The sequence below is a fragment of the Pseudomonas sp. 7P_10.2_Bac1 genome (assembly GCF_025465935.1).
Lineage (GTDB): Bacteria > Pseudomonadota > Gammaproteobacteria > Pseudomonadales > Pseudomonadaceae > Aquipseudomonas.
Window position 1 is genome coordinate 20592 of record NZ_JANLNV010000094.1, and the last position, 22935, is coordinate 43526.

The window sequence follows — 22935 nt, forward strand, 5'->3', positions numbered from 1 at the left end:
GGCGTTTTATGGAAAAGACCAAGCAGACAGAGCCTTCATCGGTGCCGCGACACGTCGCGATCATCATGGATGGTAATAATCGCTGGGCGAAAAAACGCTTTATGCCGGGTGTTGCCGGGCATAAAGCGGGAGTGGATGCAGTTCGCGCAGTGATTGAAGTGTGCGTCGAGGCCAAGGTCGAGGTGCTCACACTATTCGCGTTCTCCAGTGAAAACTGGCAACGCCCCGCCGCAGAAGTCAGTGCCTTGATGGACTTGTTCTTCAAAGCGCTGCGGCGTGAGGCCCGGCGCCTGAACGACAACAACATCAGCTTGCGGATCATTGGTGATCGCTCGCGCTTCCATCCTGAACTGCAGGCGGCAATGCGTGAAGCGGAGCAAATGACGGCAGGGCCTGGTCGCTTTGTACTGCAGGTCGCCGCTAACTACGGCGGCCAGTGGGATATTGCGCAGGCGGCACAGCGGCTGGCGCGTGAAGTGCAAGCAGGGCACCTGCAGCCTGAGGACATCACGCCTGGCCTGCTGCAGAACTGTCTGGTGACGGGTGATCTGCCGCTGCCTGATCTGTGTATCCGCACGGGCGGCGAGCATCGCATCAGCAATTTCCTGCTGTGGCAGCTGGCGTATGCCGAGTTGTATTTTTCCGACCTGTTCTGGCCGGACTTCAAACACGAAGCCATGCGTAATGCGCTGGCTGATTTCGCTTCTCGCCAGCGTCGTTTCGGTAAAACGAGCGAGCAGGTCGAAGCTGGAGCCCGGGTTTAATGCTTAAGCAACGCATCATTACTGCACTGATATTGCTACCTATCGCTTTGTGCGGGTTCTTCCTGCTCGAAGGGTCCGGATTTGCACTGTTCATCGGCCTGGTTGTAACTCTGGGCGCCTGGGAATGGGCCCGTTTGGCGGGCTTTGAGGCTCAGCCGGCGCGGGTAGCTTTTGCAGTATTAGTGGCTCTGCTGCTGTTTGGGCTGTACGTTTTTCCTGATCTGGCACCGTGGGTGCTGGGTGCGGCCGTCATTTGGTGGGGCGCTGCAACCTGGCTGGTGCTGACCTTTCCAGAATCGTCCGAGCGTTGGTCGGCAACATTGACCAAGCTGGTCATCGGGCTGTTGATTTTGCTGCCGGCCTGGCAAGGCTTGGTGCTGATCAAGGCCATGGCACTGGGCAACTGGCTGATCATGGCCGTCATGGTGCTGGTGTGGGGGGCCGATATCGGCGCTTACTTCTCTGGACGCAAATTCGGCAAGCGCAAGCTGGCCCCTAAAGTCAGCCCGGGCAAAAGCTGGGAAGGTGTTTATGGTGGCTTGATCCTGAGCTTGCTGATCACGGCGGTTGTTGGTCTGGTGCGTGGCTGGAGCGTTGGCGAAATCATCGCGGCTCTGTTGGGCGCGGCGATGATTGTGCTGGTGTCGGTGGTGGGCGACCTCACCGAGAGCATGTTCAAGCGCCAGGCTGGAATCAAGGACAGCAGTAACTTGCTGCCGGGCCATGGCGGGATTCTGGATCGCATCGACAGCCTGACTGCGGCGGTTCCATTGTTTGCTGTACTGCTTTGGATAGCCGGATCATGAGTCGACCTCAACAGATTGCGGTGCTCGGGGCCACAGGCTCCATTGGCCTGAGCACATTGGACGTGATTGCGCGCCACCCCGATCGCTATCAAGTCTTTGGCATGAGCGGTTTTAGCCGTCTTCCTGAGTTGTTGGCCTTGTGCATCAAGCACAGGCCGCGGGTGGCGGTAGTGCCTGATGAGCGCGCAGCCGCTCAGTTGCAGGTCGATTTGCAGACAGCTGGGCTCGATACAGAAGTGTGGGTGGGTGAGCAAGGTCTGTGTCAGATGGCCTCTGCGCCAGAAGTTGATGCAGTCATGGCGGCAATCGTGGGTGCAGCCGGTTTGCGCCCTACATTGGCGGCAGTGCAGGCTGGCAAGAAGATTCTCTTGGCCAACAAAGAAGCGCTGGTCATGACTGGCGACCTCTTTATGCAGGCCGTGCATCGCAGTGGTTCGGTGTTGCTGCCGATCGACAGTGAGCACAACGCGATTTTCCAGTGTTTGCCTCAGGACTATGCTCGCGGGTTGGGTGCGGTCGGTGTGCGTCGGATATTGCTGACTGCGTCTGGCGGACCTTTCCGTGAAACACCGCTAGAACTGTTGCAGCATGTCACGCCGGAGCAGGCGTGCGCACATCCCAACTGGTCGATGGGGCGCAAGATTTCCGTCGATTCGGCGAGCATGATGAACAAGGGCCTGGAGTTGATCGAGGCTTGCTGGTTGTTCGATGCAAAGCCACGCCAGGTTGAGGTGGTGATCCATCCGCAAAGCGTGATTCACTCGCTGGTCGATTACGTGGACGGTTCGGTATTGGCGCAGCTCGGCAATCCGGACATGCGCACACCCATTGCCAATGCGTTGGCGTGGCCTGAGCGAATCGACTCGGGCGTTGCCCCGCTAGATCTGTTTGCCGTTGCGCGACTGGACTTCGAGCGCCCGGATGAGCAACGCTTCCCGTGTTTGCGTCTGTGTCGAGAGGCTGCCGAGGCGGGTAATAGCGCGCCGGCGACGCTCAATGCGGCGAATGAGGTGGCGGTGGCGGCGTTTCTTGATGGCAGAATCCGTTATCCTCAAATCGCACATCTCATTGAAGATGTGCTGAGCAATGAGCCTGTCATTGCAGTCAATGAGCTGGATGCTGTATTTGCGGTAGATAGCCAAGCGCGGCTGCGAGCGGAGCAGTGGTTGAGCCGTAACAACTGACAAGTGGTCGATGTCGGAGTCGGACAGAATCGCGGAGAAAGTAGATGAGTGCGCTCTATATGATTGTTGGCACCCTGGTGGCATTGGGGGTGCTGGTCACATTTCATGAATTCGGTCACTTTTGGGTGGCGCGCCGGTGTGGCGTCAAGGTTCTGCGCTTTTCTGTGGGCTTCGGTACGCCTCTGTTTCGCTGGCATGACCGTCAGGGAACCGAATTTGTTGTCGCAGCGATTCCGCTGGGCGGCTACGTCAAAATGCTCGACGAGCGCGAAGGTGATGTGCCGGTCGATCAGCTTGATCAATCGTTCAATCGCAAAACTGTAGGGCAGCGCATCGCCATTGTGGCCGCCGGGCCGATTGCCAACTTTATGTTGGCAATTGCGTTCTTCTGGGTCTTGGCAATGATGGGCAGCCAGCAGGTGCGCCCGGTCATCGGTGCCGTCGAAAGTGGCAGCCTGGCGGCGAAAGCCGGTCTGGTTGCTGGCCAGGAAATTGTTTCAATTGATGGCAAGCAGACGGTGGGGTGGTCGAACGTCAACCTGCAACTGGTTCGGCGTCTCGGTGAGAGCGGGTCCATCCAGGTTGCGGTACGCGGTCCGGATTCCGACGTCGAAACCTCCCATCAGTTGGTTCTGCATGACTGGCTCAAAGGGGCTGATGAGCCGGACCCGATCAAGTCGTTGGGTATTCGCCCATGGCGTCCCGAGCTGCCGGCTGTTCTGGCAGAGCTTGACCCCAAGGGGCCGGCCCAGGCTGCGGGCCTCAAGACTGGCGACACGTTGCTGTCCATGAACGGCCAGCCCATCAAAGACTGGCAACAAGTGGTGGACTGGGTACGTCTGCGACCCGCAGCTCGTGTCGAGTTAAGTGTCGAGCGCGACGGTGTTGCGCTCCAAGTGCCTGTGGTGCTGGCGGCTCGCGGCGAGGGTGATTCTGCAACCGGTTACCTGGGAGCCGGGGTCAAAGGCGTTGACTGGCCACCTGCGATGATTCGCGAAGTCAGTTATGGCCCGTTCGCCGCAATTGGCGAAGGGGTCAAGCGTACATGGACCATGAGCGTCCTGACGCTGGATTCACTGAAGAAAATGTTGTTCGGCGAGCTCTCGGTAAAAAACTTGAGTGGACCGATAACCATTGCTAAAGTGGCGGGCGCTTCTGCCCAGTCGGGCGTTGCTGATTTCTTGAATTTCCTGGCTTATTTAAGTATCAGCCTGGGGGTTCTTAACTTGTTGCCTATCCCCGTACTGGACGGTGGGCACTTGTTGTTTTATCTGATCGAGTGGGCGCGTGGTCGTCCCTTGTCGGATCGGGTGCAGGGTTGGGGGATGCAGATCGGTATCAGTTTGGTGGTTGGAGTGATGTTGCTTGCTCTGGTCAACGATCTGGGACGACTGTAAACACTTCGCTGAATTGCGAATCTGCCGCATTTTGCGGCAGTTTGTTTATTGCCAGTTGGAATAAGAAAGGACTTCATGAAACGTCTGCTGCTAACTGCGGTTCTCGCCGTACTGATGATCGCCGAAGTTCACGCCGAGTCCTTCACTATCTCTGATATCCGTGTCAACGGGCTCCAGCGGGTTTCCGCCGGCAGCGTGTTTGGCGCGTTACCGCTGAACGTGGGTGAGGTAGCGGATGACCGCCGTTTGGTGGAATCCACTCGTGCGTTGTTCAAAACCGGTTTCTTTCAGGATATCCAACTGGGTCGTGATGGCAATGTGCTCGTCATTACGGTTGTCGAACGTCCTTCCGTCTCCAGCATCACCATTGACGGTAACAAGGCGATCTCCACTGATGACCTGATGAAAGGCCTGAAGCAATCAGGTCTGGCTGAAGGTGAAATCTTCCAGCGTGCGACCCTCGAAGGTGTTCGTAACGAACTGCAACGCCAATATGTTGCCCAGGGCCGCTACTCGGCCACGGTCGACACCGAAGTCGTGCCTGAGCCGCGCAACCGCGTTGCGCTGAAGGTCAACATCAATGAGGGCACCGTTGCTTCCATCCAGCACATCAACGTGGTGGGGAACACGGTCTTCCCGGAATCTGATCTGGTTGATCTGTTCGAGCTGAAAACCACCAACTGGTTGTCGTTCTTCAAGAACGATGACAAGTATGCGCGTGAGAAACTGTCGGGTGACCTGGAGCGTCTGCGCTCTTACTACCTCGATCGCGGCTATATCAACATGGATATTGCCTCGACCCAGGTATCGATCACTCCTGACAAGAAGCACGTCTACATCACGGTCAACGTGAACGAAGGCGAAAAATACAATGTCGGCTCGGTCAAACTGAGCGGCGACCTCAAAGTCCCTGAAGACCAGATCAAGTCGTTGCTGCTGGTTCAACCGGGCCAGGTGTTCTCGCGCAAGCTGATGACCACGACCTCTGAGCTGATCACCCGTCGTCTGGGCAACGAAGGCTACACCTTCGCCAACGTCAACGGTGTTCCTCAGCCAGACCCGGAAAACCATACCGTTGCCATCACCTTTGTGGTCGATCCGGGCAAGCGTGCTTATGTAAACCGTATCAACTACCGCGGCAACACCAAGTCGGAAGACGAAGTGCTGCGTCGTGAGATGCGACAGATGGAAGGCGGTTGGGCGTCCACTTACCTGATCGACCAGTCCAAGGTTCGCCTTGAGCGTCTAGGCTTCTTCAAGGAAGTTAACGTCGAAACACCAGCAGTGCCAGGCACTGACGACATGGTTGACGTGAACTACGCCGTAGAAGAGCAAGCGTCGGGCTCGATCACTGCCAGCGTTGGTTTTGCCCAAAGCGCCGGTCTGATCCTGGGTGGCTCGATTACCCAGAACAACTTCCTGGGTACGGGTAACAAGGTCAGCATCGGCCTGACCCGCAGCGAATACCAGAGCCGTTACAACTTCAGCTACGTTGACCCGTACTGGACGCCGGACGGTGTGAGCCTGGGCTACAACGTGTTCTACCGTACCACTGACTACAAAGAGCTGGACGTCGACGTTGCCAACTACTCGGTGGACAGCCTGGGTGCTGGTGTCACCATGGGCTACCCGATCAGCGATACCTCTCGCCTGACCTACGGCCTGACCGTTCAGCAGGATGAAATCAGTACTGGTCGCTATACCGTTGACGAGATCTTCGACTTCGTGAACCGTGAAGGTGACAAGTACCTCAACTTCAAGGCGTCGATTGGCTGGTCCGAATCGACACTGAACAAAGGTGTATTGCCAACCCGCGGTACCTCGCAGAGCCTGGTGCTGGAAACAACAATTCCTGGCAGTGATCTGCAGTTCTACAAACTGGACTATCGTGCACAGCTGTTCCAGCCGCTGACCGATACCTTCACTGCACGCCTGCACACTGAACTGGGCTATGGTGATGGTTACGGTTCGACTGAAGGCTTGCCGTTCTACGAGAACTACTACGCAGGTGGTTTCAACTCGGTACGTGGTTTCAAAGACAGTGCTCTGGGCCCACGCAGTACGCCAAGTACGGGTAAAAACCCGGGCACGATTGCCGACCCGGACCAAGACCCGCTGCCATTCGGTGGTAACGTGCTGATCCAGGGTGGTGTAGAAGTTCTGTTCCCGATGCCGTTTGTGAAAGATCAGCGTTCCCTGCGCACTTCCGTATTCTGGGATGTGGGTAACGTGTTTGACACCAACTGCAAGGGCGAAACCAAGAATTGCGATATCAGCTTTAGCAATATGGCCAGTTCTGTGGGTGTTGGTGTGACCTGGGTAACTGCACTTGGCCCGCTGAGTTTCAGCTTGGCCATGCCGATCAAGAAACCGGATGACGCAGATACTCAAGTGTTCCAATTCTCCCTCGGCCAGACTTTCTAAAAGCCTGACTTTAGATACAGACAACGGATTTTTTAGGAGTGCATCGTGCGTAAGTTGACTCAATTGGTTCTCCTGGCTTCGCTCTTGGCAGCTGGCCCGGCTTTTGCCGACATGAAAATTGCAGTGCTGAACTATCAAATGGCACTGCTTGAATCCGACGCTGCCAAGCGTTATGCAGTGGATGCCGAGAAAAAGTTCGGTCCGCAACTGACCAAGCTGAAAAACCTGGAAAGCAGTGCCAAGGGCATCCAGGACCGTCTGGTCAGTGGCGGCGACAAGATGCAGCAAGGCGAGCGTGAGCGTCTGGAGCTCGAATTCAAGCAAAAGGCTCGTGACTTCCAGTTCCAGTCCAAGGAGCTGAACGAAGCCAAGGCAGTTGCTGACCGTGAAATGCTGAAACAGCTGAAGCCAAAACTGGACAGCGCTGTTGAAGAAGTCATCAAGAAAGGCGCCTATGACCTGGTGTTCGAGCGTGGTGCTGTGATTGATGTGAAACCTCAGTACGACATCACTCGCCAAGTTATCGAGCGCATGAATCAGCTGAAGTAATTATGACCGCGACTATTAAGCTCGGCCGATTGGCCGAGTTCCTCGGAGCCACCTTGCGTGGCTCTGCGGAGAAAGAAATTACTGGGCTGGCCACTTTACAAGAGGCCGGCCCAGCTCAGTTGAGCTTTCTGGCAAACCCCCAATACCGTAAATACCTGGTTGACTGCCACGCTGGGGCTGTATTGCTCAAGGCCGCGGATGCCGAGGAGTACGCGGGTGACGCGCTGGTTGTGCCCGATCCTTACCTGGCTTATGCCCGCATCTCGCATTTATTCGATCCCAAACCCAAAGCCACTGCCGGTATTCACCCTACGGCCGTGATTGCTGACGATGCGGTGGTCGACCCGATGGCGAGTATCGGTGCGTTCGCCGTGATCGAGAGCGGAGCGCGCATTGGCGCAGGTGTCACCATTGGCGCTCATTGCTTTATCGGTGCTCGTTGCACCATTGGCGAAGATGGCTGGCTGGCTCCTCGCGTTACCCTTTATCACGATGTTCACATCGGCAAGCGGGTAGTGATTCAGTCAGGCGCCGTGCTGGGGGGTGAAGGTTTTGGTTTCGCCAACGAAAAGGGCGTGTGGCAGAAAATCGCCCAGATTGGCGGTGTCACCCTTGGTGATGATGTCGAGATTGGCGTCAATACCGCCATTGATCGTGGCGCTTTGGCCGATACGTTGATCGGCAATGGCGTCAAGCTGGATAACCAGATTCAAATCGCTCACAACGTTCAAGTGGGTGACCATACGGCGATGGCCGCCTGTGTGGGCATTTCCGGAAGTACTAAAATCGGTAAGCACTGCATGCTTGCAGGCGGTGTTGGTTTGGTCGGTCACATTGAAATTTGTGACAACGTGTTCTTGACTGGCATGACGATGGTGACTCATTCGATCACCGAGCCAGGAGCCTATTCTTCCGGTACTGCCATGCAGCCGGCTGCGGAGTGGCGCAAAAGTGCGGCGCGTATACGTCAGCTGGATGACATTGCACGACGGCTAAAACATCTGGAAAAGCGCGTTGGGGAAGTGACCCCAAGCGGTAAAGCTTCTTCAGAAGGCTAATACAATTTCCATATCAAGAGTGCATAGCCACTGGTTTGCTTCCTTGATTTGCTAGAGGAGCGCGCCTTAGTCGCGCGCGCCCAATCTTTATTACAGGCTTCCCCACGAAATGATGGACATCAACGAGATTCGCGAATATCTGCCCCACCGTTACCCGTTCCTGCTGGTGGACCGAGTGGTGGATCTGGATGTCGAGAACAAGCGCATTCGTGCCTACAAGAATGTCAGCATCAACGAACCTTTTTTCAACGGTCACTTCCCGGCGCACCCGATCATGCCCGGCGTATTGATCATTGAAGCCATGGCTCAGGCAGCTGGCATTCTGGGTTTCAAAATGCTGGATGTTAAACCGGCCGACGGCACACTCTATTATTTCGTAGGCTCTGACAAACTGCGTTTCCGTCAGCCAGTGCTGCCAGGTGACCAACTGATCCTCGAAGCCAAGTTCCTGAGCTGCAAGCGCTCTATCTGGAAGTTCGAGTGCCAGGCTTCGGTTGACGGCAAGCCAGTCTGCTCAGCTGAAATCATCTGTGCGGAACGCAAACTATGAGTTTGATTGACCCTCGCGCAATCATCGATCCGACGGCCGTACTGGCCGACGACGTCGAGGTCGGCCCTTGGTCGATCATCGGCGCAGGTGTGGAAATCGGCGAGGGGACTGTGATTGGGCCGCATGTGATTCTCAAGGGCCCAACCAGGATCGGTAAACACAATCGCATCTACCAGTTTTCATCGGTAGGCGAGGACACACCTGATCTGAAGTACAAGGGCGAAGAGACACGCCTGGTGATTGGTGACCACAACGTTATTCGCGAAGGCGTCACCATTCATCGTGGCACTGTGCAGGACCGTGCCGAAACAACGCTGGGTGATCACAATCTGATCATGGCCTATGCCCATATCGGGCATGACAGCGTGATTGGCAATCATTGCATCCTGGTGAATAACGCCGCCCTGGCGGGCCATGTGCACATGGGAGACTGGGCGATCCTGTCTGGCTTCACTTTGGTTCACCAGTTCTGCCACATTGGCGCGCACAGTTTTTCGGGCATGGGCACGGCCATTGGTAAAGATGTTCCGGCATTCGTGACGGTATTTGGCAGCCCGGCCGAAGCGCGCAGCATGAATTTTGAAGGCATGCGCCGTCGTGGTTTCAGTGATGAAGCCATTCATGCCCTGCGCCGTGCTTACAAAGTGGTGTATCGACAAGGCCTTACGGTAGAGCAGGCACTGGCTGAGCTCGCGGAACCTGCTGTGCAGTTCCCTGAAGTGGCGATGTTTGTCGACTCCATTCGTTCCTCCACCCGCGGCATTACGCGCTAGCCATGGCCATGTTGCGTATTGCGCTGGTGGCAGGCGAGGCTTCCGGCGACATTCTCGGCTCCGGGCTGATGCGAGCGCTGAAGGCCCGTCATGCAGACATCGAATTCATCGGCGTCGGTGGCCCCTTGATGGAAGCCGAGGGCATGACCTCTTACTTCCCCATGGAGCGCCTGTCAGTGATGGGGCTGGTAGAAGTTCTGGGTCGCTTGCGTGAATTGCTCAAACGTCGCAAAGACCTGGTTCAAACGCTGATTGCCGAAAAGCCGGATGTGTTTATCGGTATCGACGCCCCGGACTTTACTCTCAATATTGAGCTGCAATTGCGCCGTGCCGGAATCAAGACCGTGCACTATGTCAGCCCGTCTGTGTGGGCGTGGCGGCAGAAGCGGGTGCTTAAAATCCGCGAAGGCTGCGATTTGATGCTGACGCTGTTCCCGTTCGAGGCCAAATTCTACGAAGAGAAGGGTGTGCCGGTGCGTTTTGTCGGTCACCCATTGGCCGATGCCATCCCGCTTGAAGCCGACCGAGCTGCTGCGCGCGCCGAGTTGGGGTTGCCGGATGGGCCGCTGGTTGCATTGATGCCGGGCAGTCGTGGCGGTGAAGTCGGCAAGCTGGGCGGCTTGTTCCTGGACGCTGCTCAGATGATTCACAAGACGCGACCTGACGTGCGTTTTGTCCTGCCCTGTGCCAACAACGCTCGGCGCATTCAGCTTGAGCAACTGCTGGTCGGGCGTGACTTGCCCTTGACCTTGCTCGATGGGCAGTCGCACCTGGCGCTGGCTGGCTGTGATGCGGTGTTGATCGCGTCCGGTACAGCGACCCTTGAAGCGTTGCTGTACAAGCGTCCCATGGTGGTTGCTTATCGCTTGTCATCGCTGACTTTCTGGATTCTCAAGCGGCTGGTCAAAAGCCCCTACGTGTCATTGCCCAATCTGTTGGCCCAACGGCTTTTGGTCCCAGAGTTGTTGCAGGATGCGGCGACGCCTCAAGCGCTGGCAAACACCTTGTTGCCGCTGGTCGATGGCGGCCAGGAGCAAACGCGTGGTTTCGACGAAATCCATCGCACTTTGCGCCTCGATGCATCCAATCAGGCCGCTGATGCGGTGCTGGGCCTGATCGCAAAATCTTAATGAGTACAGTGACTATGCAAATCGGATTGGACTTCAACCTGGTCAATCAGGTCGAAGACCTGGTGGCCGGCGTTGATGAAGTCGGTCGTGGACCGCTGTGCGGTGCCGTGGTCACGGCAGCGGTCATTCTTGACCCGATGCGGCCCATTGCGGGCCTTAACGACTCGAAAAAACTCACCGAAGCACGTCGTGAAAAGCTCTTCGATGAAATTTGTGAAAAAGCCCTGAGCTGGTGCATCGCACGAGCGGAAGTTGAAGAAATCGACGAACTGAACATTCTGCACGCCACCATGCTGGCCATGCAGCGAGCAGTGGAAGGCCTGAGTATCACCCCCAAGCTGGCGATGATCGACGGCAACCGCTGCCCCAAGCTGGCGATGCCGGCCGAGGCGGTGGTCAAGGGCGATAGCAAGGTCCCGGCCATTGCTGCGGCCTCGATTTTGGCCAAGGTTAGCCGTGATCGTGAAATGGCTGCCTTTGAGCTGCAATACCCTGGGTATGGCATTGGCGGGCACAAGGGCTACCCGACGTCCGTTCATCTGGAAGCGCTGGAGCGTTTGGGCCCGACGCCTATTCATCGTCGCTCGTTTGGCCCGGTGCGGCGTGCTTACGAAATGCGCGAAGGCCTTGCCAAGGTTTAGTTGCAAGGCTGATGTTTTTGCCAAGGCCCGGTACAATCCGGGCCTTGTTGTTTCCCAAAGCTGATAGACAGGATCACCATGCCGGCTTCATTCGTTCACCTGCGCCTGCACACTGAATACTCCCTGGTCGATGGCCTGGTGCGGATCAAACCGCTGATCAAAACCCTGGCGAGCATGAATATGCCCGCTGTCGCGGTGACGGATCAGAACAACATGTGTTCCCTCGTCAAATTCTATAAAACAGCCATGGGCGGTGGTATCAAGCCGATTTGTGGGGCTGACCTGTGGCTGTCGAACAAAGATCCGGATAGCCCGCTGAGCCGTATCAGCCTGTTGGCGATGAATGCCGTGGGCTATCGCAACCTGACTGAGCTGATTTCTCGGGGCTTTATCGATGGCCAGCGCAACGGCCAGGTCATCATTGAGCGCGAGTGGGTGGCGCAAGCTGCCGAAGGCTTGATCATGCTGTCGGCTGCCAAAGAAGGCGAGATCGGCCTGGCGCTGCTCAGCGGTAACACTGAAGAAGCGCACACCCTGGCGCTTGAATGGATGGCGGTGTTCCCGGAGCGTTTTTATCTGGAAGTTCAGCGTACCAATCGTCCCAATGACGAAGAGCATCTGCATGCTGCCGTTGCGCTGGCCGATGCCATCGGTGCGCCGCTGGTGGCCACCAACGATGTGCGCTTCATCAAGCCAGAAGACTTCGAGGCTCACGAAACCCGCGTTTGCATTGGTGAGGGCCGGGCGCTGGACGACCCGCGCCGCTCCAAGAACTACAGCGATCAGCAGTACCTGAAAAGCGCCGAGGAAATGGCCGAGCTGTTCAGTGACCTGCCCGAGGCGCTGGCCAACTCGGTGGAAATCGCCAAGCGCTGCAACATTGAGGTGAAGCTGGGGACTCACTTCCTGCCCAACTTCCCGATTCCCGATGGCATGACCATCGATGAGTACTTCCGCAAAGTATCGTTTGAAGGCCTTGAAGAGCGCTTGAGCGTTCTGCTGCCCAAAGACACCACTGAAGATTACGACGCCCGACGTCAGGTGTATGTCGATCGGCTGAATTTCGAGCTGGATATCATCATCCAGATGGGGTTCCCCGGTTACTTCCTGATCGTTATGGACTTCATCCAGTGGGCGAAAAACAACGGCGTGCCGGTCGGCCCGGGACGGGGGTCGGGTGCTGGGTCGCTGGTGGCCTATGTGCAGAAAATCACCGACCTTGATCCGCTGGAATATGACCTGCTGTTCGAGCGATTCCTTAACCCGGAACGGGTATCGATGCCCGACTTCGACGTTGACTTCTGCATGGATGGTCGCGACCGGGTGATTGAATATGTGGCTGAAAAGTACGGCCGCAACGCAGTAAGCCAGATCATCACCTTTGGTTCGATGGCGGCGAAAGCGGTTATTCGCGATGTGGCGCGGGTTCAGGGCAAGTCCTATGGCCTGGCGGATCGTCTGTCTAAGATGATTCCGTTCGAAGTGGGAATGACCCTCGAAAAAGCCTACGAACAGGAAGAAGTGCTGCGTGACTTCATCAAGGTGGATGAAGAGGCCGCAGAAATCTGGGAAATGGCGCGCAAGCTCGAAGGCGTTGTGCGTAACGTCGGTAAACACGCCGGTGGTGTGGTTATCGCACCGACCAAGTTGACAGACTTCTCGCCGATTTACTGCGATGAAGAGGGTGACGGTCTGGTAACCCAGTTCGACAAGGACGACGTTGAGTCGGCAGGCCTGGTGAAGTTCGACTTCCTGGGGCTGCGGACCCTGACGGTGATCGACTGGGCGCTGAAAACCATCAACCGTGATCGCGCCAAGCTCAATGAAGAGCCGCTGGACATCGCCTTCATTCCGCTTGATGACAAGCCGACGTATCAGTTGCTGCAGAAGGCTGAGACCACAGCGGTGTTCCAGCTTGAATCACGCGGCATGAAAGAGCTGATTAAAAAGCTCAAGCCCGACTGTCTTGAAGACTTGATCGCACTGGTGGCCCTGTTCCGTCCGGGGCCGCTGCAATCGGGCATGGTTGATGACTTTATCAACCGTAAGCACGGTCGCGCCGAACTGGCGTATCCGCATTCCGATTATCAATATGAAGGCCTCAAGCCAGTATTGGCGCCAACCTACGGCATCATCCTGTACCAGGAGCAGGTGATGCAGATTGCTCAGGTCATGGCCGGTTACACCCTTGGCGGCGCGGACATGTTGCGTCGAGCCATGGGTAAGAAAAAACCCGAAGAAATGGCCAAGCAGCGCGGTGGTTTCATTGAAGGCTGTGGCAAGAACAATATTGATGCGGACCTTGCCGGTAACATTTTCGACCTGGTAGAGAAATTTGCCGGTTATGGCTTCAACAAATCCCACTCCGCGGCCTACGGCCTGGTGTCTTACCAGACGGCCTGGCTGAAAACGCATTACCCGGCGCCGTTCATGGCTGCGGTACTGTCGGCGGATATGCACAACACCGACAAGGTTGTGACCTTGATCGAAGAAATTCGCACCATGAAGCTGCGTCTCGACGCACCGGATGTGAATGCTTCGGAGTTCAAGTTCACGGTTAACGACGAAGGCCGAATTATTTACGGCCTGGGTGCGATAAAGGGCGTGGGTGAGGGGCCGGTGGAGGCCATTACCGAAGCGCGCAAGGACGGTCCGTTTACTGACCTGTTCGATTTCTGCGCGCGTGTTGACCTCAAGCGTATTAACAAACGCACCCTGGACGGTTTGATCCGCAGCGGCGCTCTGGACCGTCTGGGACCTTACTTCCACGATGAGCCAAAAGCGTATCAAGCTCACATCGATCAAAACCGCGCCGTGTTGCTGGCGGCGATGGAAGAGGCGATCAAGGCCGCTGAACAAACCGCGCGGACTCACGACAGCGGGCATGCGGATTTGTTTGGCGGATTGTTTGTCGAAGAAGACGCGGATGTGTATGGCAACCATCGCAAGGCGAAGGAACTGACCCTCAAAGAGCGTCTCAAGGGTGAGAAAGATACCCTTGGGCTGTATCTGACCGGTCACCCGATTGATGAATACGAAGGCGAAATCCGCCGCTTTGCCCGTCAGCGCATTATTGATCTGAAACCGGCACGCGACACACAGACTGTCGCCGGTATGATCATTGCCCTGCGGGTGATGAAGAACAAGAAAGGTGACAAGATGGGCTTTATCACTCTGGACGACCGTTCAGGGCGTATCGAAGCCTCCTTGTTCGCCGAGGCCTTCCATTCGGCGCAATCGTTGTTGCAGACTGACGCAATGGTGGTGGTCGAAGGCGAGGTCAGCAATGATGACTTTTCCGGTGGCCTGCGTTTGCGGGTCAAGCGGGTGATGAGCATGGAAGAAGCGCGCACCAGCCTGGCTGAAAGCCTGCGTCTCAAAGTGACGCAAGCGGCGCTGAAAGGGGACCAATTACGCTTTCTGGGCGAATTGTTCAAAAAACATCGCGGGGCGTGCCCGATCACCATGGACTACACCGGCGCAGACGCCAAGGCTTTGCTGCAGTTTGGCGAAACCTGGCGGATTGATCCGGCAGACAGCTTGATTCAAGCGTTGCGTGACCAGTTTGGGCGAGACAACGTCTTCCTCCAATACCGTTGACGGTCAGGGGCGAATCACGCGCCCTGATCTCGACCTGAATTTTTAATCTCGACCTGAGAGCGCCTCTCCCTTAAGGTAGGCGCGATACAGATCAACCGGCTGCCCCAGTCGGGTTGGACTCACCAGCAAATGCTGGGTTTCACGCCCGCTGGCATGCTTTGCCGCCGACCCAAGACGGATGCTTATGAACCCGAATTTTCTTGATTTCGAACAGCCGATTGCTGACCTGCAAGCCAAAATCGAAGAGTTGCGCTTGGTCGGTAATGACAATTCGCTGAACATCAGCGATGAAATCTCTCGCCTGCAAGACAAAAGCAAAACGCTGACTGAAGATATTTTCGGCAAGCTGACCAGCTGGCAAATTGCTCGTCTGGCCCGTCATCCGCGTCGTCCTTACACCTTGGACTACATTGATCACATCTTCACCGAATTCGATGAGCTACACGGCGACCGTCACTTCTCCGATGACGCTGCCATCGTCGGTGGTATTGCGCGTCTGGATGGCCAGCCAGTCATGGTGATCGGTCACCAGAAAGGCCGTGAAGTGCGTGAGAAGGTTCGCCGCAACTTCGGCATGCCGCGTCCGGAAGGCTACCGTAAAGCCTGCCGACTGATGGAAATGGCCGAACGTTTCAAAATGCCGATCCTGACCTTCATCGACACGCCGGGTGCTTACCCGGGGATTGACGCCGAAGAGCGTAACCAGAGCGAAGCGATTGCCTGGAACCTGCGTGTCATGGCTCGCCTGAAAACCCCGATCATCTCCACTGTAATCGGTGAGGGTGGTTCGGGCGGTGCATTGGCGATTGGCGTCTGCGACCAATTGAACATGCTGCAGTATTCGACTTACGCGGTGATCTCGCCGGAAGGCTGTGCATCGATTCTGTGGAAGACCGCCGAAAAGGCGCCGGACGCAGCAGAAGCCATGGGTATCACTGCTGAGCGCCTGAAAGGCCTGGGCATCGTTGACAAGGTCATCATCGAGCCGTTGGGCGGCGCGCATCGTGATCCGGCGGCGGCTTCTGCCACCATCCGTGGCGAGCTGATCTCGCAACTGGACATGCTCAAAAAGCTCGACACCGAAACCTTGCTCAAGCGTCGTTATGATCGCCTGATGAGCTACGGTCTCTGATCATAGCTGGCCCTCACCCCAACCCTCTCCCGGGGGGAGAGGGAGCTGATTAGCGGTGTTTTAGAGCGCGCAGCCGGTCAGTTCCCCTCCTTCCGGGAGAGGAGCTGATTAGCGATTTTCCAGAGCGCGCAGCCGGTCAGTTCCCCTTCTTCCGGGATAGGGACTGATTAGCGATTTTCCAGAGCGCGCAGCCGGTCAGTTCCCTCTCCCTCCGGGAGAGGGCTAGGGTGAGGGGCTTTTGATCCAGGCGGTGCTTGATATGTCCAACCTCTCAATCCAGCTGCTTCAAACCTTAAAACCCTGGCGCAACGCCAAGGCCTGGCACGTCGCGCTTTCCGGCGGGCTTGATTCAACAGTCTTGCTTCACCTCCTCGCACAACTGCGTCAAACCCATGCGCTTCCTGCTCTGACTGCCGTCCATGTTCACCATGGCTTGCAGGCGGCCGCTGATGCCTGGCCGGCACATTGTCAGGCGCTGTGCGATTCGCTGGGCGTGCCGTTGCAGGTGTTTCATGTTCAGGTCCGTCCTGGGGCCAGCCTTGAACGCGCTGCACGAGAGGCACGCTATCGGGCCTTTGAAGCTGTTACCCAGGCGGACGAAGTGTTACTGACCGGTCAGCACCGGGACGATCAGGCGGAAACGCTCCTGTTTCGCCTATTGCGTGGGGCCGGGGTGAGCGGACTGTCGTCGATGCCCCATGAACGGGCGCTCGGACTGGGGCGCATGTGCCGACCCTTGCTGGATGTTTCTCGCGCTGAACTGGAAGCCTACGCACGCTCGCACGCCTTGAACTGGGTGGAAGATCCTTCAAATACCCAGACAGCGTTCTCGCGTAATTATTTGCGTCATGAAGTCATCCCAGCGCTTACCAAGCGCTGGCCACAAGCAACTGCAAGCATGGCGCGCACGGCTGCTCATTGTGCCGAGGCGCAAGGGTTGCTCGATGAGTTGGCGCAACAGGATCTTGCCGCCGCCAACACTCCCCATACCGAGTTCGCCTGGCTTGGTCTGCCATCTCTGGCGCTGGCGCCGATTGCCGCACTGTCAGCAGCCCGCCAGCGCAATGTATTGCGCTATTGGCTGGCCGGGTTCACTCAACTGCCGGACACGGATCATTGGGCTGGCTGGGAAGCCCTGCGCGATGCCCGTGAGGATGCACATCCGATCTGGAAATTGGCCGATGGCCAACTGCATCGTGCCAGCGGGCACGTCTGGTGGCTGGCCGGTGACTGGCTGCGCCAACCCTGTGGGCCAATTCTCTGGCACAACCCCGAAGTCCCGGTGTCGCTGCCGGGTAATGGTCAATTGCGTTTGCTCGGTGACATTCCCGCTGGCCCCTTGCACGTGAGCTATCGTCAAGGAGGGGAGGTGATGGCGCTGGCGCAGCGCGGGCATCGAGATCTCAAGCGCTTGCTCAATGAGCAGGGCGTGCCTGGATTTGTCCGGGGCAGATTGCCGCTGTTGTACCGCAATGATCAGTTATTGGCGGTGGCAAACCTCAACGGATTGGCGTTCGGCCCTTGTGGGCATTGGCAATTGCAGTGGTTGCCAACTTCGAGCGATCAAGGTTTGAGCTGAAAGGGGCTTTCCGGTAGACTACGCTCCCTTCTTGATACAACTTCTGTAGATTCACCAGAATTGCAGATGTTGCCGATTACCAAGCAGTCTTTGCTGGGCGATTTTAAAAAAATGTGTGGCTTGTATCGAACCGTCGGTTTCCTTCGGTCTGTTTCAACGCAGCAGTTTTTCGAAAGGTGCACTGTGACTAATGCTGGTGATTGGGGGCTTCGGCCTTCCTTCGCTCTCCCCGGCGGCTCTGACCGCTTTAACGCAGACTTCTAGGGTTTTTCATGACGCGCTACATCTTCGTCACGGGCGGTGTTGTTTCTTCATTGGGGAAAGGCATTGCCTCGGCTTCATTGGCAGCCATCCTGGAGGCGCGGGGACTTAAGGTCACCATGCTGAAGCTGGACCCCTACATCAACGTTGATCCGGGCACCATGAGTCCGTTCCAGCACGGTGAAGTGTTCGTCACCCATGACGGCGCCGAGACTGACCTGGACTTGGGCCACTACGAGCGGTTCATCCGCACGACCATGACCCAGAACAACAACTTCACCACGGGCCGCGTTTACGAACACGTCCTGCGCAAGGAGCGCCGTGGTGATTACCTGGGGGCAACCATCCAGGTGATTCCGCACATCACCGACGAAATCAAGCGTCGGATCATCAAGGGCGCCGGCGATGCCGACGTAGCGATGGTCGAGATTGGCGGCACTGTGGGTGACATTGAGTCTCAACCGTTCCTCGAGGCTATCCGTCAGTTGCGCATCGAAGTGGGCGCCAAGCGCGCCATGCTGATGCACCTGACCCTGGTTCCGTACATCGCCACCGCTGGCGAAACGAAAACCAAGCCAACGCAACACTCGGTTAAAGAATTGCGCTCCATCGGCCTGCAGCCAGACGTTCTGATCTGCCGTTCCGACCACCACGTTGATGTGTCCTCGCGTCGCAAGATCGCGCTGTTCACCAACGTTGAAGAGCGTGCAGTCATCTCGCTGGAAGACGCCGATACCATCTACAAGATCCCTGGCATGTTGCACGCCCAGGGCCTGGATGATTTCGTCGTTGAGCGTTTTGGCCTGCAATGCAACACCGCTGATCTGTCCGAGTGGGACAAGGTGGTCGACGCCAAGCTCAATCCAGAGCGTGAAGTCACCATCGCCATGGTGGGCAAGTACATGGAGCTGCTGGATGCGTACAAGTCGCTGATCGAAGCGATGAGCCACGCCGGTATTTCCAACCGTACCAAGGTCAACCTGCGCTATATCGATTCTGAAGACATCGAAAACAAAGGCACTGAACTGCTCGAAGGCGCTGACGCCATTCTGGTTCCGGGTGGCTTCGGTCTGCGCGGCGTAGAAGGCAAGATCACCGCGGTTCAATATGCGCGTGAAAACAAGGTGCCATACCTGGGTATCTGCCTGGGCATGCAAGTGGCGGTCATCGAGTTCGCACGTAACGTGCTGGGCTGGAAAGATGCCAACTCCACCGAATTCGATCGCAGCAGCGGCCATCCGGTTGTGGGTCTGATCACTGAGTGGGAAGACGCCACTGGTGCAGTCGAAACCCGCACCGAAGCCTCTGATCTGGGCGGCACCATGCGTCTGGGCGCACAGGATTGCCAGCTGGAAGCCGGTTCCCTGGTGCATGAATGCTATGCCAAGGACGTGATTGTTGAGCGTCACCGTCATCGCTACGAAGTGAACAACAACCTGCTGCCACAACTGATCGAAGCAGGCCTCAAAGTGACCGGCCGTTCCGGTGACGGCGCGTTGGTAGAAGTGGTTGAAGCACCGGATCATCCTTGGTTCGTCGCTTGCCAGTTCCACCCTGAGTTCACCTCGACTCCGCGTGATGGCCACCCTCTGTTCAGCGGTTTCGTTAAAGCAGCATTGGCGCAACACGAGAAGAAGGCTTAATCAGCATGGCGCAAAAAATTATCCGCGTAGGCAATATCGACATTGCCAACGACAAGCCAATGGTCTTGTTCGGTGGCATGAACGTGCTGGAAAGCCGTGATATGGCCATGCAGGTGTGCGAAGAGTACGTACGTGTTACCGAAAAGCTCGGTATTCCTTACGTCTTCAAGGCCAGTTTCGACAAGGCTAACCGTTCATCGATCAACTCGTATCGAGGCCCCGGCCTCGAAGAGGGCATGCGGATATTCCAGGACATCAAGCAAGCGTTTGGTGTGCCGGTGATCACCGACGTCCACGAGCCTGCGCAAGCAGCCGTGGTCGCCGAGGTCTGCGACATCATCCAGTTGCCGGCTTTCCTGTCGCGCCAGACTGACCTGGTCGTGGCCATGGCCAAGACCGGTGCCGTGATCAACATCAAAAAAGCCCAATTCCTCGCGCCACAGGAAATGAAACACATCCTGAGCAAGTGCGAAGAAGCGGGCAATGATCAACTGATCCTCTGTGAGCGTGGCTCCAGCTTTGGCTACAACAACCTTGTGGTCGACATGCTGGGCTTCGGCATCATGAAACAATTTGAGTACCCGGTGTTTTTCGACGTGACCCACGCGCTGCAAATGCCGGGTGGTCGTGCCGATTCCGCCGGTGGTCGTCGTGCTCAGGTCACTGATCTCGCCAAGGCCGGCATCAGCCAAGGCCTGGCGGGGTTGTTCCTCGAGGCGCACCCGGATCCTGACAACGCCAAATGCGATGGCCCTTGTGCCTTGCGTCTGGACAAGCTGGAGCCATTCCTGGCCCAGCTGAAGTCGCTGGATGAGTTGGTTAAAAGTTTTCCGACAATAGAAACGGCCTGATCGGCCGTTCTCCGGTAAAGTACCGCACGATTTTCGGGCCCTTGTGGCCCGAGTTTCATCGTCCGTAAGGCTGCCCGTTATTCGATCCTTGCCGACGGTGGCAATATTTCCCTCAGCTGCGTCGTTTTCGTCAACTTTGGAGTGGTTACAACAATGGCAAAAATCGTCGACATCAAAGGTCGTGAAGTTCTCGACTCCCGTGGCAATCCCACTGTGGAAGCCGACGTGCTTCTCGACAACGGCATCATCGGCAGTGCTTGCGCGCCTTCCGGTGCTTCCACCGGCTCGCGCGAAGCGTTGGAGCTGCGTGATGGCGACAAGAGCCGTTACCTGGGCAAAGGCGTTCTGAAAGCGGTTGCCAACATCAACGGCCCGATCCGCGACTTGCTGCTGGGTAAAGACCCAGTTGATCAAAAAGCGCTGGACCACGCGATGATCGCGCTGGACGGTACTGAAAACAAAGGCTCGCTGGGTGCCAACGCAATCCTGGCGGTGTCTCTGGCGGCTGCCAAGGCTGCGGCTCAGGACCAGGACCTGCCGCTGTACGCGCACATCGCCAACCTCAATGGCACGCCGGGTGTTTACTCGATGCCAGTGCCGATGATGAACATCATCAACGGCGGTGAACACGCCGATAACAACGTCGATATCCAGGAGTTCATGGTTCAGCCGGTTGGCGCCAAGACTTTCTCCGACGCGCTGCGCATGGGCACCGAAATTTTCCATCACCTCAAGGCTGTACTGAAGGCCCGTGGCCTGAACACTGCAGTGGGTGACGAAGGTGGTTTCGCACCTAACCTGGCGTCCAACGAAGATGCACTGAAAGTGATCTCTGAAGCCATTGCCAACGCCGGTTACACCCTGGGCACCGACGTGACCCTGGCACTGGACTGCGCGGCCAGCGAATTCTACGAAGACGGCAAGTACAACCTGTCCGGCGAAGGTCAGGTGTTCAGCTCCGAAGGTTTCGCCGAGTACCTGAAAGGTCTGACCCAGCGCTACCCGATCATCTCCATCGAAGATGGCCTGGACGAATCCGACTGGGATGGCTGGAAAATCCTGACCGACAAAATCGGCGAGAAAACCCAGCTGGTCGGTGACGATCTGTTCGTAACCAACACCAAGATCCTGAAAGAAGGCATCGATAAAAAGATCGCCAACTCGATCCTGATCAAGTTCAACCAGATCGGTACCCTGACCGAAACTCTGGAAGCCATTCAAATGGCCAAGGCTGCCGGTTACACCGCGGTGATTTCGCACCGTTCGGGTGAAACCGAAGACGCAACCATTGCCGACCTGGCAGTAGGTACTTCGGCTGGCCAGATCAAGACCGGTTCTCTGTGCCGTTCAGACCGCGTTTCCAAGTACAACCAATTGCTGCGTATCGAAGAGCAACTGGGTACTAAAGCCAAGTACAACGGTCGTGGCGAGTTCCGCGGCTAAGCAGTTGGTGGTAAAAAGACAACAGGTTGTGTCAGAAAGCTCGCCTTTGTGGGTGTTTTGACACTAATCTGATGCTTATCACGTACAAGCCTGGTTCTTCCAGGCTTTGTATTGTTGGTTGTTTACGTTTGTCGGCATGGCTGTCTTTTCACTGGATACCTGATATTCGATGCGCAGTCCCAATTGGTTGTTCCTCATTTTGCTCTTGCTTCTGGCTGGCCTGCAGTATCGCCTGTGGGTGGGGAATGGGAGCTTGGCGCAGGTGACTGACCTGACGCAGCAAATTGCTGATCAGCATGCTGAAAACGAAGTGCTGTTGGAGCGTAACCGCGTGCTGGATGCGGAAGTCCTTGAGTTGAAAAAAGGTATGGAGACCGTTGAAGAACGGGCTCGCCATGAGTTGGGCATGGTTAAAGAGGGCGAAACCCTCTACCAGTTGGCCCAATGAGAATCGCCTCACCGGCCTTCTGGGCCGTGATTCCTGCCGCGGGCGTTGGTGCCCGTATGGCCGCGGACCGTCCCAAGCAATATTTGCAACTGGGCGGGCGCAGTATTCTTGAACACAGCCTTGGCTGTTTCCTTGATCATCCTGGCCTTAAAGGCCTGGTGGTCAGCCTGGCGCTGGATGATCCGTTCTGGCCGTCCTTGCAGTGTGCGGCAGACCCGCGTATCGCGAGGGTTGAAGGTGGTCGCGAACGAGCTGATTCAGTGCTCAATGCCTTGTTGTACTTGCATGAGCAGGGCGCCAGTGATGATGACTGGGTGTTGGTACACGATGCGGCACGGCCCAACTTGTCACGTGACGACCTGGACAAACTGCTCTATGAGTTGGCCGATGATCCGGTCGGTGGTTTGCTCGCAGTCCCGGCCCGGGACACGCTAAAACGCGTGGACAAAAATGGCCGCGTTGTCGAAACCGTTGACCGCAGCTTGATCTGGCAGGCCTACACGCCGCAGATGTTTCGCCTGGGGGCACTGCATCGCGCCTTGGCTGACAGCCTGGTGGCGGATGCGACCATCACCGACGAATCTTCCGCAATGGAATGGGCTGGACAGGCGCCACGCCTGATCGAAGGGCGTTCAGACAACATCAAAGTCACCCGCCCGGAAGATCTGGAGTGGTTGCGGCTGCGTTGGGCCAAACGCTGAT

19 protein-coding genes are annotated in these 22935 nt (G+C 56.8%); all 19 read left to right on the forward strand.

Annotated features, from left to right (window positions below; translation table 11 throughout):
* Positions 1 to 8 precede the first annotated feature (8 nt).
* The 19 genes from uppS (at position 9) to ispD (ending at position 22934) form a co-directional block, all read left to right on the forward strand.
* Positions 9 to 764: a polyprenyl diphosphate synthase gene (gene uppS, locus NTD86_RS23225; protein ID WP_262205727.1), complete on the forward strand. Its 756-nt coding sequence runs from the start codon at positions 9 to 11 to the stop codon at positions 762 to 764.
* Complete coding sequence (locus NTD86_RS23230; RefSeq protein ID WP_262205728.1) at positions 764 to 1570, forward strand: phosphatidate cytidylyltransferase; 807 nt, start codon at positions 764 to 766, stop codon at positions 1568 to 1570. The genes uppS and NTD86_RS23230 overlap by 1 nt, the downstream gene beginning before the upstream one ends.
* Complete coding sequence (gene ispC, locus NTD86_RS23235; protein ID WP_262205729.1) at positions 1567 to 2754, forward strand: 1-deoxy-D-xylulose-5-phosphate reductoisomerase; 1188 nt, start codon at positions 1567 to 1569, stop codon at positions 2752 to 2754. The genes NTD86_RS23230 and ispC overlap by 4 nt, the downstream gene beginning before the upstream one ends.
* A 44-nt stretch (positions 2755 to 2798) precedes the next feature.
* The gene (rseP, locus tag NTD86_RS23240) at positions 2799 to 4151 is read left to right on the forward strand and encodes a sigma E protease regulator RseP (protein WP_262205730.1); all 1353 of its coding nucleotides are present in this window, start codon (positions 2799 to 2801) and stop codon (positions 4149 to 4151) included.
* 75 nt (positions 4152 to 4226) lie between these two features.
* A complete protein-coding gene (gene bamA, locus NTD86_RS23245) occupies positions 4227 to 6575 on the forward strand; it encodes an outer membrane protein assembly factor BamA (RefSeq protein WP_262205731.1) in 2349 nt (782 codons plus the stop codon).
* A 45-nt stretch (positions 6576 to 6620) separates the two neighbouring features.
* A complete protein-coding gene (locus NTD86_RS23250) occupies positions 6621 to 7124 on the forward strand; it encodes an OmpH family outer membrane protein (protein ID WP_262205732.1) in 504 nt (167 codons plus the stop codon).
* Positions 7125 to 7126: 2 nt separating this feature from the next.
* The gene (gene lpxD / locus NTD86_RS23255) at positions 7127 to 8182 is read left to right on the forward strand and encodes a UDP-3-O-(3-hydroxymyristoyl)glucosamine N-acyltransferase (RefSeq protein ID WP_262205733.1); all 1056 of its coding nucleotides are present in this window, start codon (positions 7127 to 7129) and stop codon (positions 8180 to 8182) included.
* Positions 8183 to 8291: 109 nt separating this feature from the next.
* Complete coding sequence (gene fabZ / locus NTD86_RS23260; protein ID WP_019411583.1) at positions 8292 to 8732, forward strand: 3-hydroxyacyl-ACP dehydratase FabZ; 441 nt, start codon at positions 8292 to 8294, stop codon at positions 8730 to 8732.
* Positions 8729 to 9505 carry an acyl-ACP--UDP-N-acetylglucosamine O-acyltransferase gene (gene lpxA / locus NTD86_RS23265; RefSeq protein WP_262205734.1) on the forward strand — a complete coding sequence of 259 codons (777 nt, stop codon included), beginning with the start codon at positions 8729 to 8731 and terminating at the stop codon, positions 9503 to 9505. Before fabZ ends, lpxA begins: the two co-directional genes overlap by 4 nt.
* Before the next feature lie 2 nt (positions 9506 to 9507).
* Positions 9508 to 10635, forward strand: a complete 1128-nt coding sequence (gene lpxB / locus NTD86_RS23270) for a lipid-A-disaccharide synthase (protein WP_262205735.1) — start codon at positions 9508 to 9510, stop codon at positions 10633 to 10635.
* 14 nt (positions 10636 to 10649) lie between these two features.
* On the forward strand, positions 10650 to 11276 hold the full coding sequence (gene rnhB, locus NTD86_RS23275) for a ribonuclease HII (protein WP_262205736.1): 627 nt from the start codon (positions 10650 to 10652) through the stop codon (positions 11274 to 11276).
* Positions 11277 to 11354: 78 nt separating this feature from the next.
* Complete coding sequence (dnaE, locus tag NTD86_RS23280; protein WP_262205737.1) at positions 11355 to 14876, forward strand: DNA polymerase III subunit alpha; 3522 nt, start codon at positions 11355 to 11357, stop codon at positions 14874 to 14876.
* A 184-nt stretch (positions 14877 to 15060) separates the two neighbouring features.
* Positions 15061 to 16008, forward strand: a complete 948-nt coding sequence (locus tag NTD86_RS23285; protein ID WP_262205738.1) for an acetyl-CoA carboxylase carboxyltransferase subunit alpha — start codon at positions 15061 to 15063, stop codon at positions 16006 to 16008.
* Positions 16009 to 16267: 259 nt separating this feature from the next.
* The gene (tilS, locus tag NTD86_RS23290) at positions 16268 to 17587 is read left to right on the forward strand and encodes a tRNA lysidine(34) synthetase TilS (protein WP_262205739.1); all 1320 of its coding nucleotides are present in this window, start codon (positions 16268 to 16270) and stop codon (positions 17585 to 17587) included.
* Positions 17588 to 17859: 272 nt separating this feature from the next.
* The gene (locus NTD86_RS23295) at positions 17860 to 19491 is read left to right on the forward strand and encodes a CTP synthase (RefSeq protein ID WP_262205740.1); all 1632 of its coding nucleotides are present in this window, start codon (positions 17860 to 17862) and stop codon (positions 19489 to 19491) included.
* A 5-nt stretch (positions 19492 to 19496) separates the two neighbouring features.
* Positions 19497 to 20342, forward strand: coding sequence for a 3-deoxy-8-phosphooctulonate synthase (kdsA, locus tag NTD86_RS23300; protein WP_262205741.1), 846 nt, complete (start codon positions 19497 to 19499; stop codon positions 20340 to 20342).
* A gap of 153 nt (positions 20343 to 20495) precedes the next feature.
* Entirely contained in the window at positions 20496 to 21785 is a 1290-nt protein-coding gene (gene eno, locus NTD86_RS23305) for a phosphopyruvate hydratase (RefSeq protein WP_262205742.1), read from the forward strand.
* 169 nt (positions 21786 to 21954) lie between these two features.
* Complete coding sequence (ftsB, locus tag NTD86_RS23310; RefSeq protein WP_003440483.1) at positions 21955 to 22233, forward strand: cell division protein FtsB; 279 nt, start codon at positions 21955 to 21957, stop codon at positions 22231 to 22233.
* Entirely contained in the window at positions 22230 to 22934 is a 705-nt protein-coding gene (gene ispD, locus NTD86_RS23315; RefSeq protein WP_262205743.1) for a 2-C-methyl-D-erythritol 4-phosphate cytidylyltransferase, read from the forward strand. The genes ftsB and ispD overlap by 4 nt, the downstream gene beginning before the upstream one ends.
* Position 22935 lies beyond the last annotated feature (1 nt).

Excerpts from the sequence above, each read along its gene's own strand:
- ispC (WP_262205729.1), top strand. The coding sequence starts at position 1,567 with ATGAGTCGACCTCAACAGATTGCGGTGCTCGGGGCCACAGGCTCCATT.
- lpxB (WP_262205735.1), top strand. The coding sequence starts at position 9,508 with ATGGCCATGTTGCGTATTGCGCTGGTGGCAGGCGAGGCTTCCGGCGAC.
- eno (WP_262205742.1), top strand. The coding sequence starts at position 20,496 with ATGGCAAAAATCGTCGACATCAAAGGTCGTGAAGTTCTCGACTCCCGT.
- tilS (WP_262205739.1), top strand. The coding sequence starts at position 16,268 with ATGTCCAACCTCTCAATCCAGCTGCTTCAAACCTTAAAACCCTGGCGC.
- rseP (WP_262205730.1), top strand. The coding sequence starts at position 2,799 with ATGAGTGCGCTCTATATGATTGTTGGCACCCTGGTGGCATTGGGGGTG.
- NTD86_RS23295 (WP_262205740.1), top strand. The coding sequence starts at position 17,860 with ATGACGCGCTACATCTTCGTCACGGGCGGTGTTGTTTCTTCATTGGGG.
- dnaE (WP_262205737.1), top strand. The coding sequence starts at position 11,355 with ATGCCGGCTTCATTCGTTCACCTGCGCCTGCACACTGAATACTCCCTG.
- lpxA (WP_262205734.1), top strand. The coding sequence starts at position 8,729 with ATGAGTTTGATTGACCCTCGCGCAATCATCGATCCGACGGCCGTACTG.
- bamA (WP_262205731.1), top strand. The coding sequence starts at position 4,227 with ATGAAACGTCTGCTGCTAACTGCGGTTCTCGCCGTACTGATGATCGCC.
- NTD86_RS23230 (WP_262205728.1), top strand. The coding sequence starts at position 764 with ATGCTTAAGCAACGCATCATTACTGCACTGATATTGCTACCTATCGCT.
- lpxD (WP_262205733.1), top strand. The coding sequence starts at position 7,127 with ATGACCGCGACTATTAAGCTCGGCCGATTGGCCGAGTTCCTCGGAGCC.
- fabZ (WP_019411583.1), top strand. The coding sequence starts at position 8,292 with ATGATGGACATCAACGAGATTCGCGAATATCTGCCCCACCGTTACCCG.
- ispD (WP_262205743.1), top strand. The coding sequence starts at position 22,230 with ATGAGAATCGCCTCACCGGCCTTCTGGGCCGTGATTCCTGCCGCGGGC.
- ftsB (WP_003440483.1), top strand. The coding sequence starts at position 21,955 with ATGCGCAGTCCCAATTGGTTGTTCCTCATTTTGCTCTTGCTTCTGGCT.
- uppS (WP_262205727.1), top strand. The coding sequence starts at position 9 with ATGGAAAAGACCAAGCAGACAGAGCCTTCATCGGTGCCGCGACACGTC.
- rnhB (WP_262205736.1), top strand. The coding sequence starts at position 10,650 with ATGCAAATCGGATTGGACTTCAACCTGGTCAATCAGGTCGAAGACCTG.
- NTD86_RS23285 (WP_262205738.1), top strand. The coding sequence starts at position 15,061 with ATGAACCCGAATTTTCTTGATTTCGAACAGCCGATTGCTGACCTGCAA.
- kdsA (WP_262205741.1), top strand. The coding sequence starts at position 19,497 with ATGGCGCAAAAAATTATCCGCGTAGGCAATATCGACATTGCCAACGAC.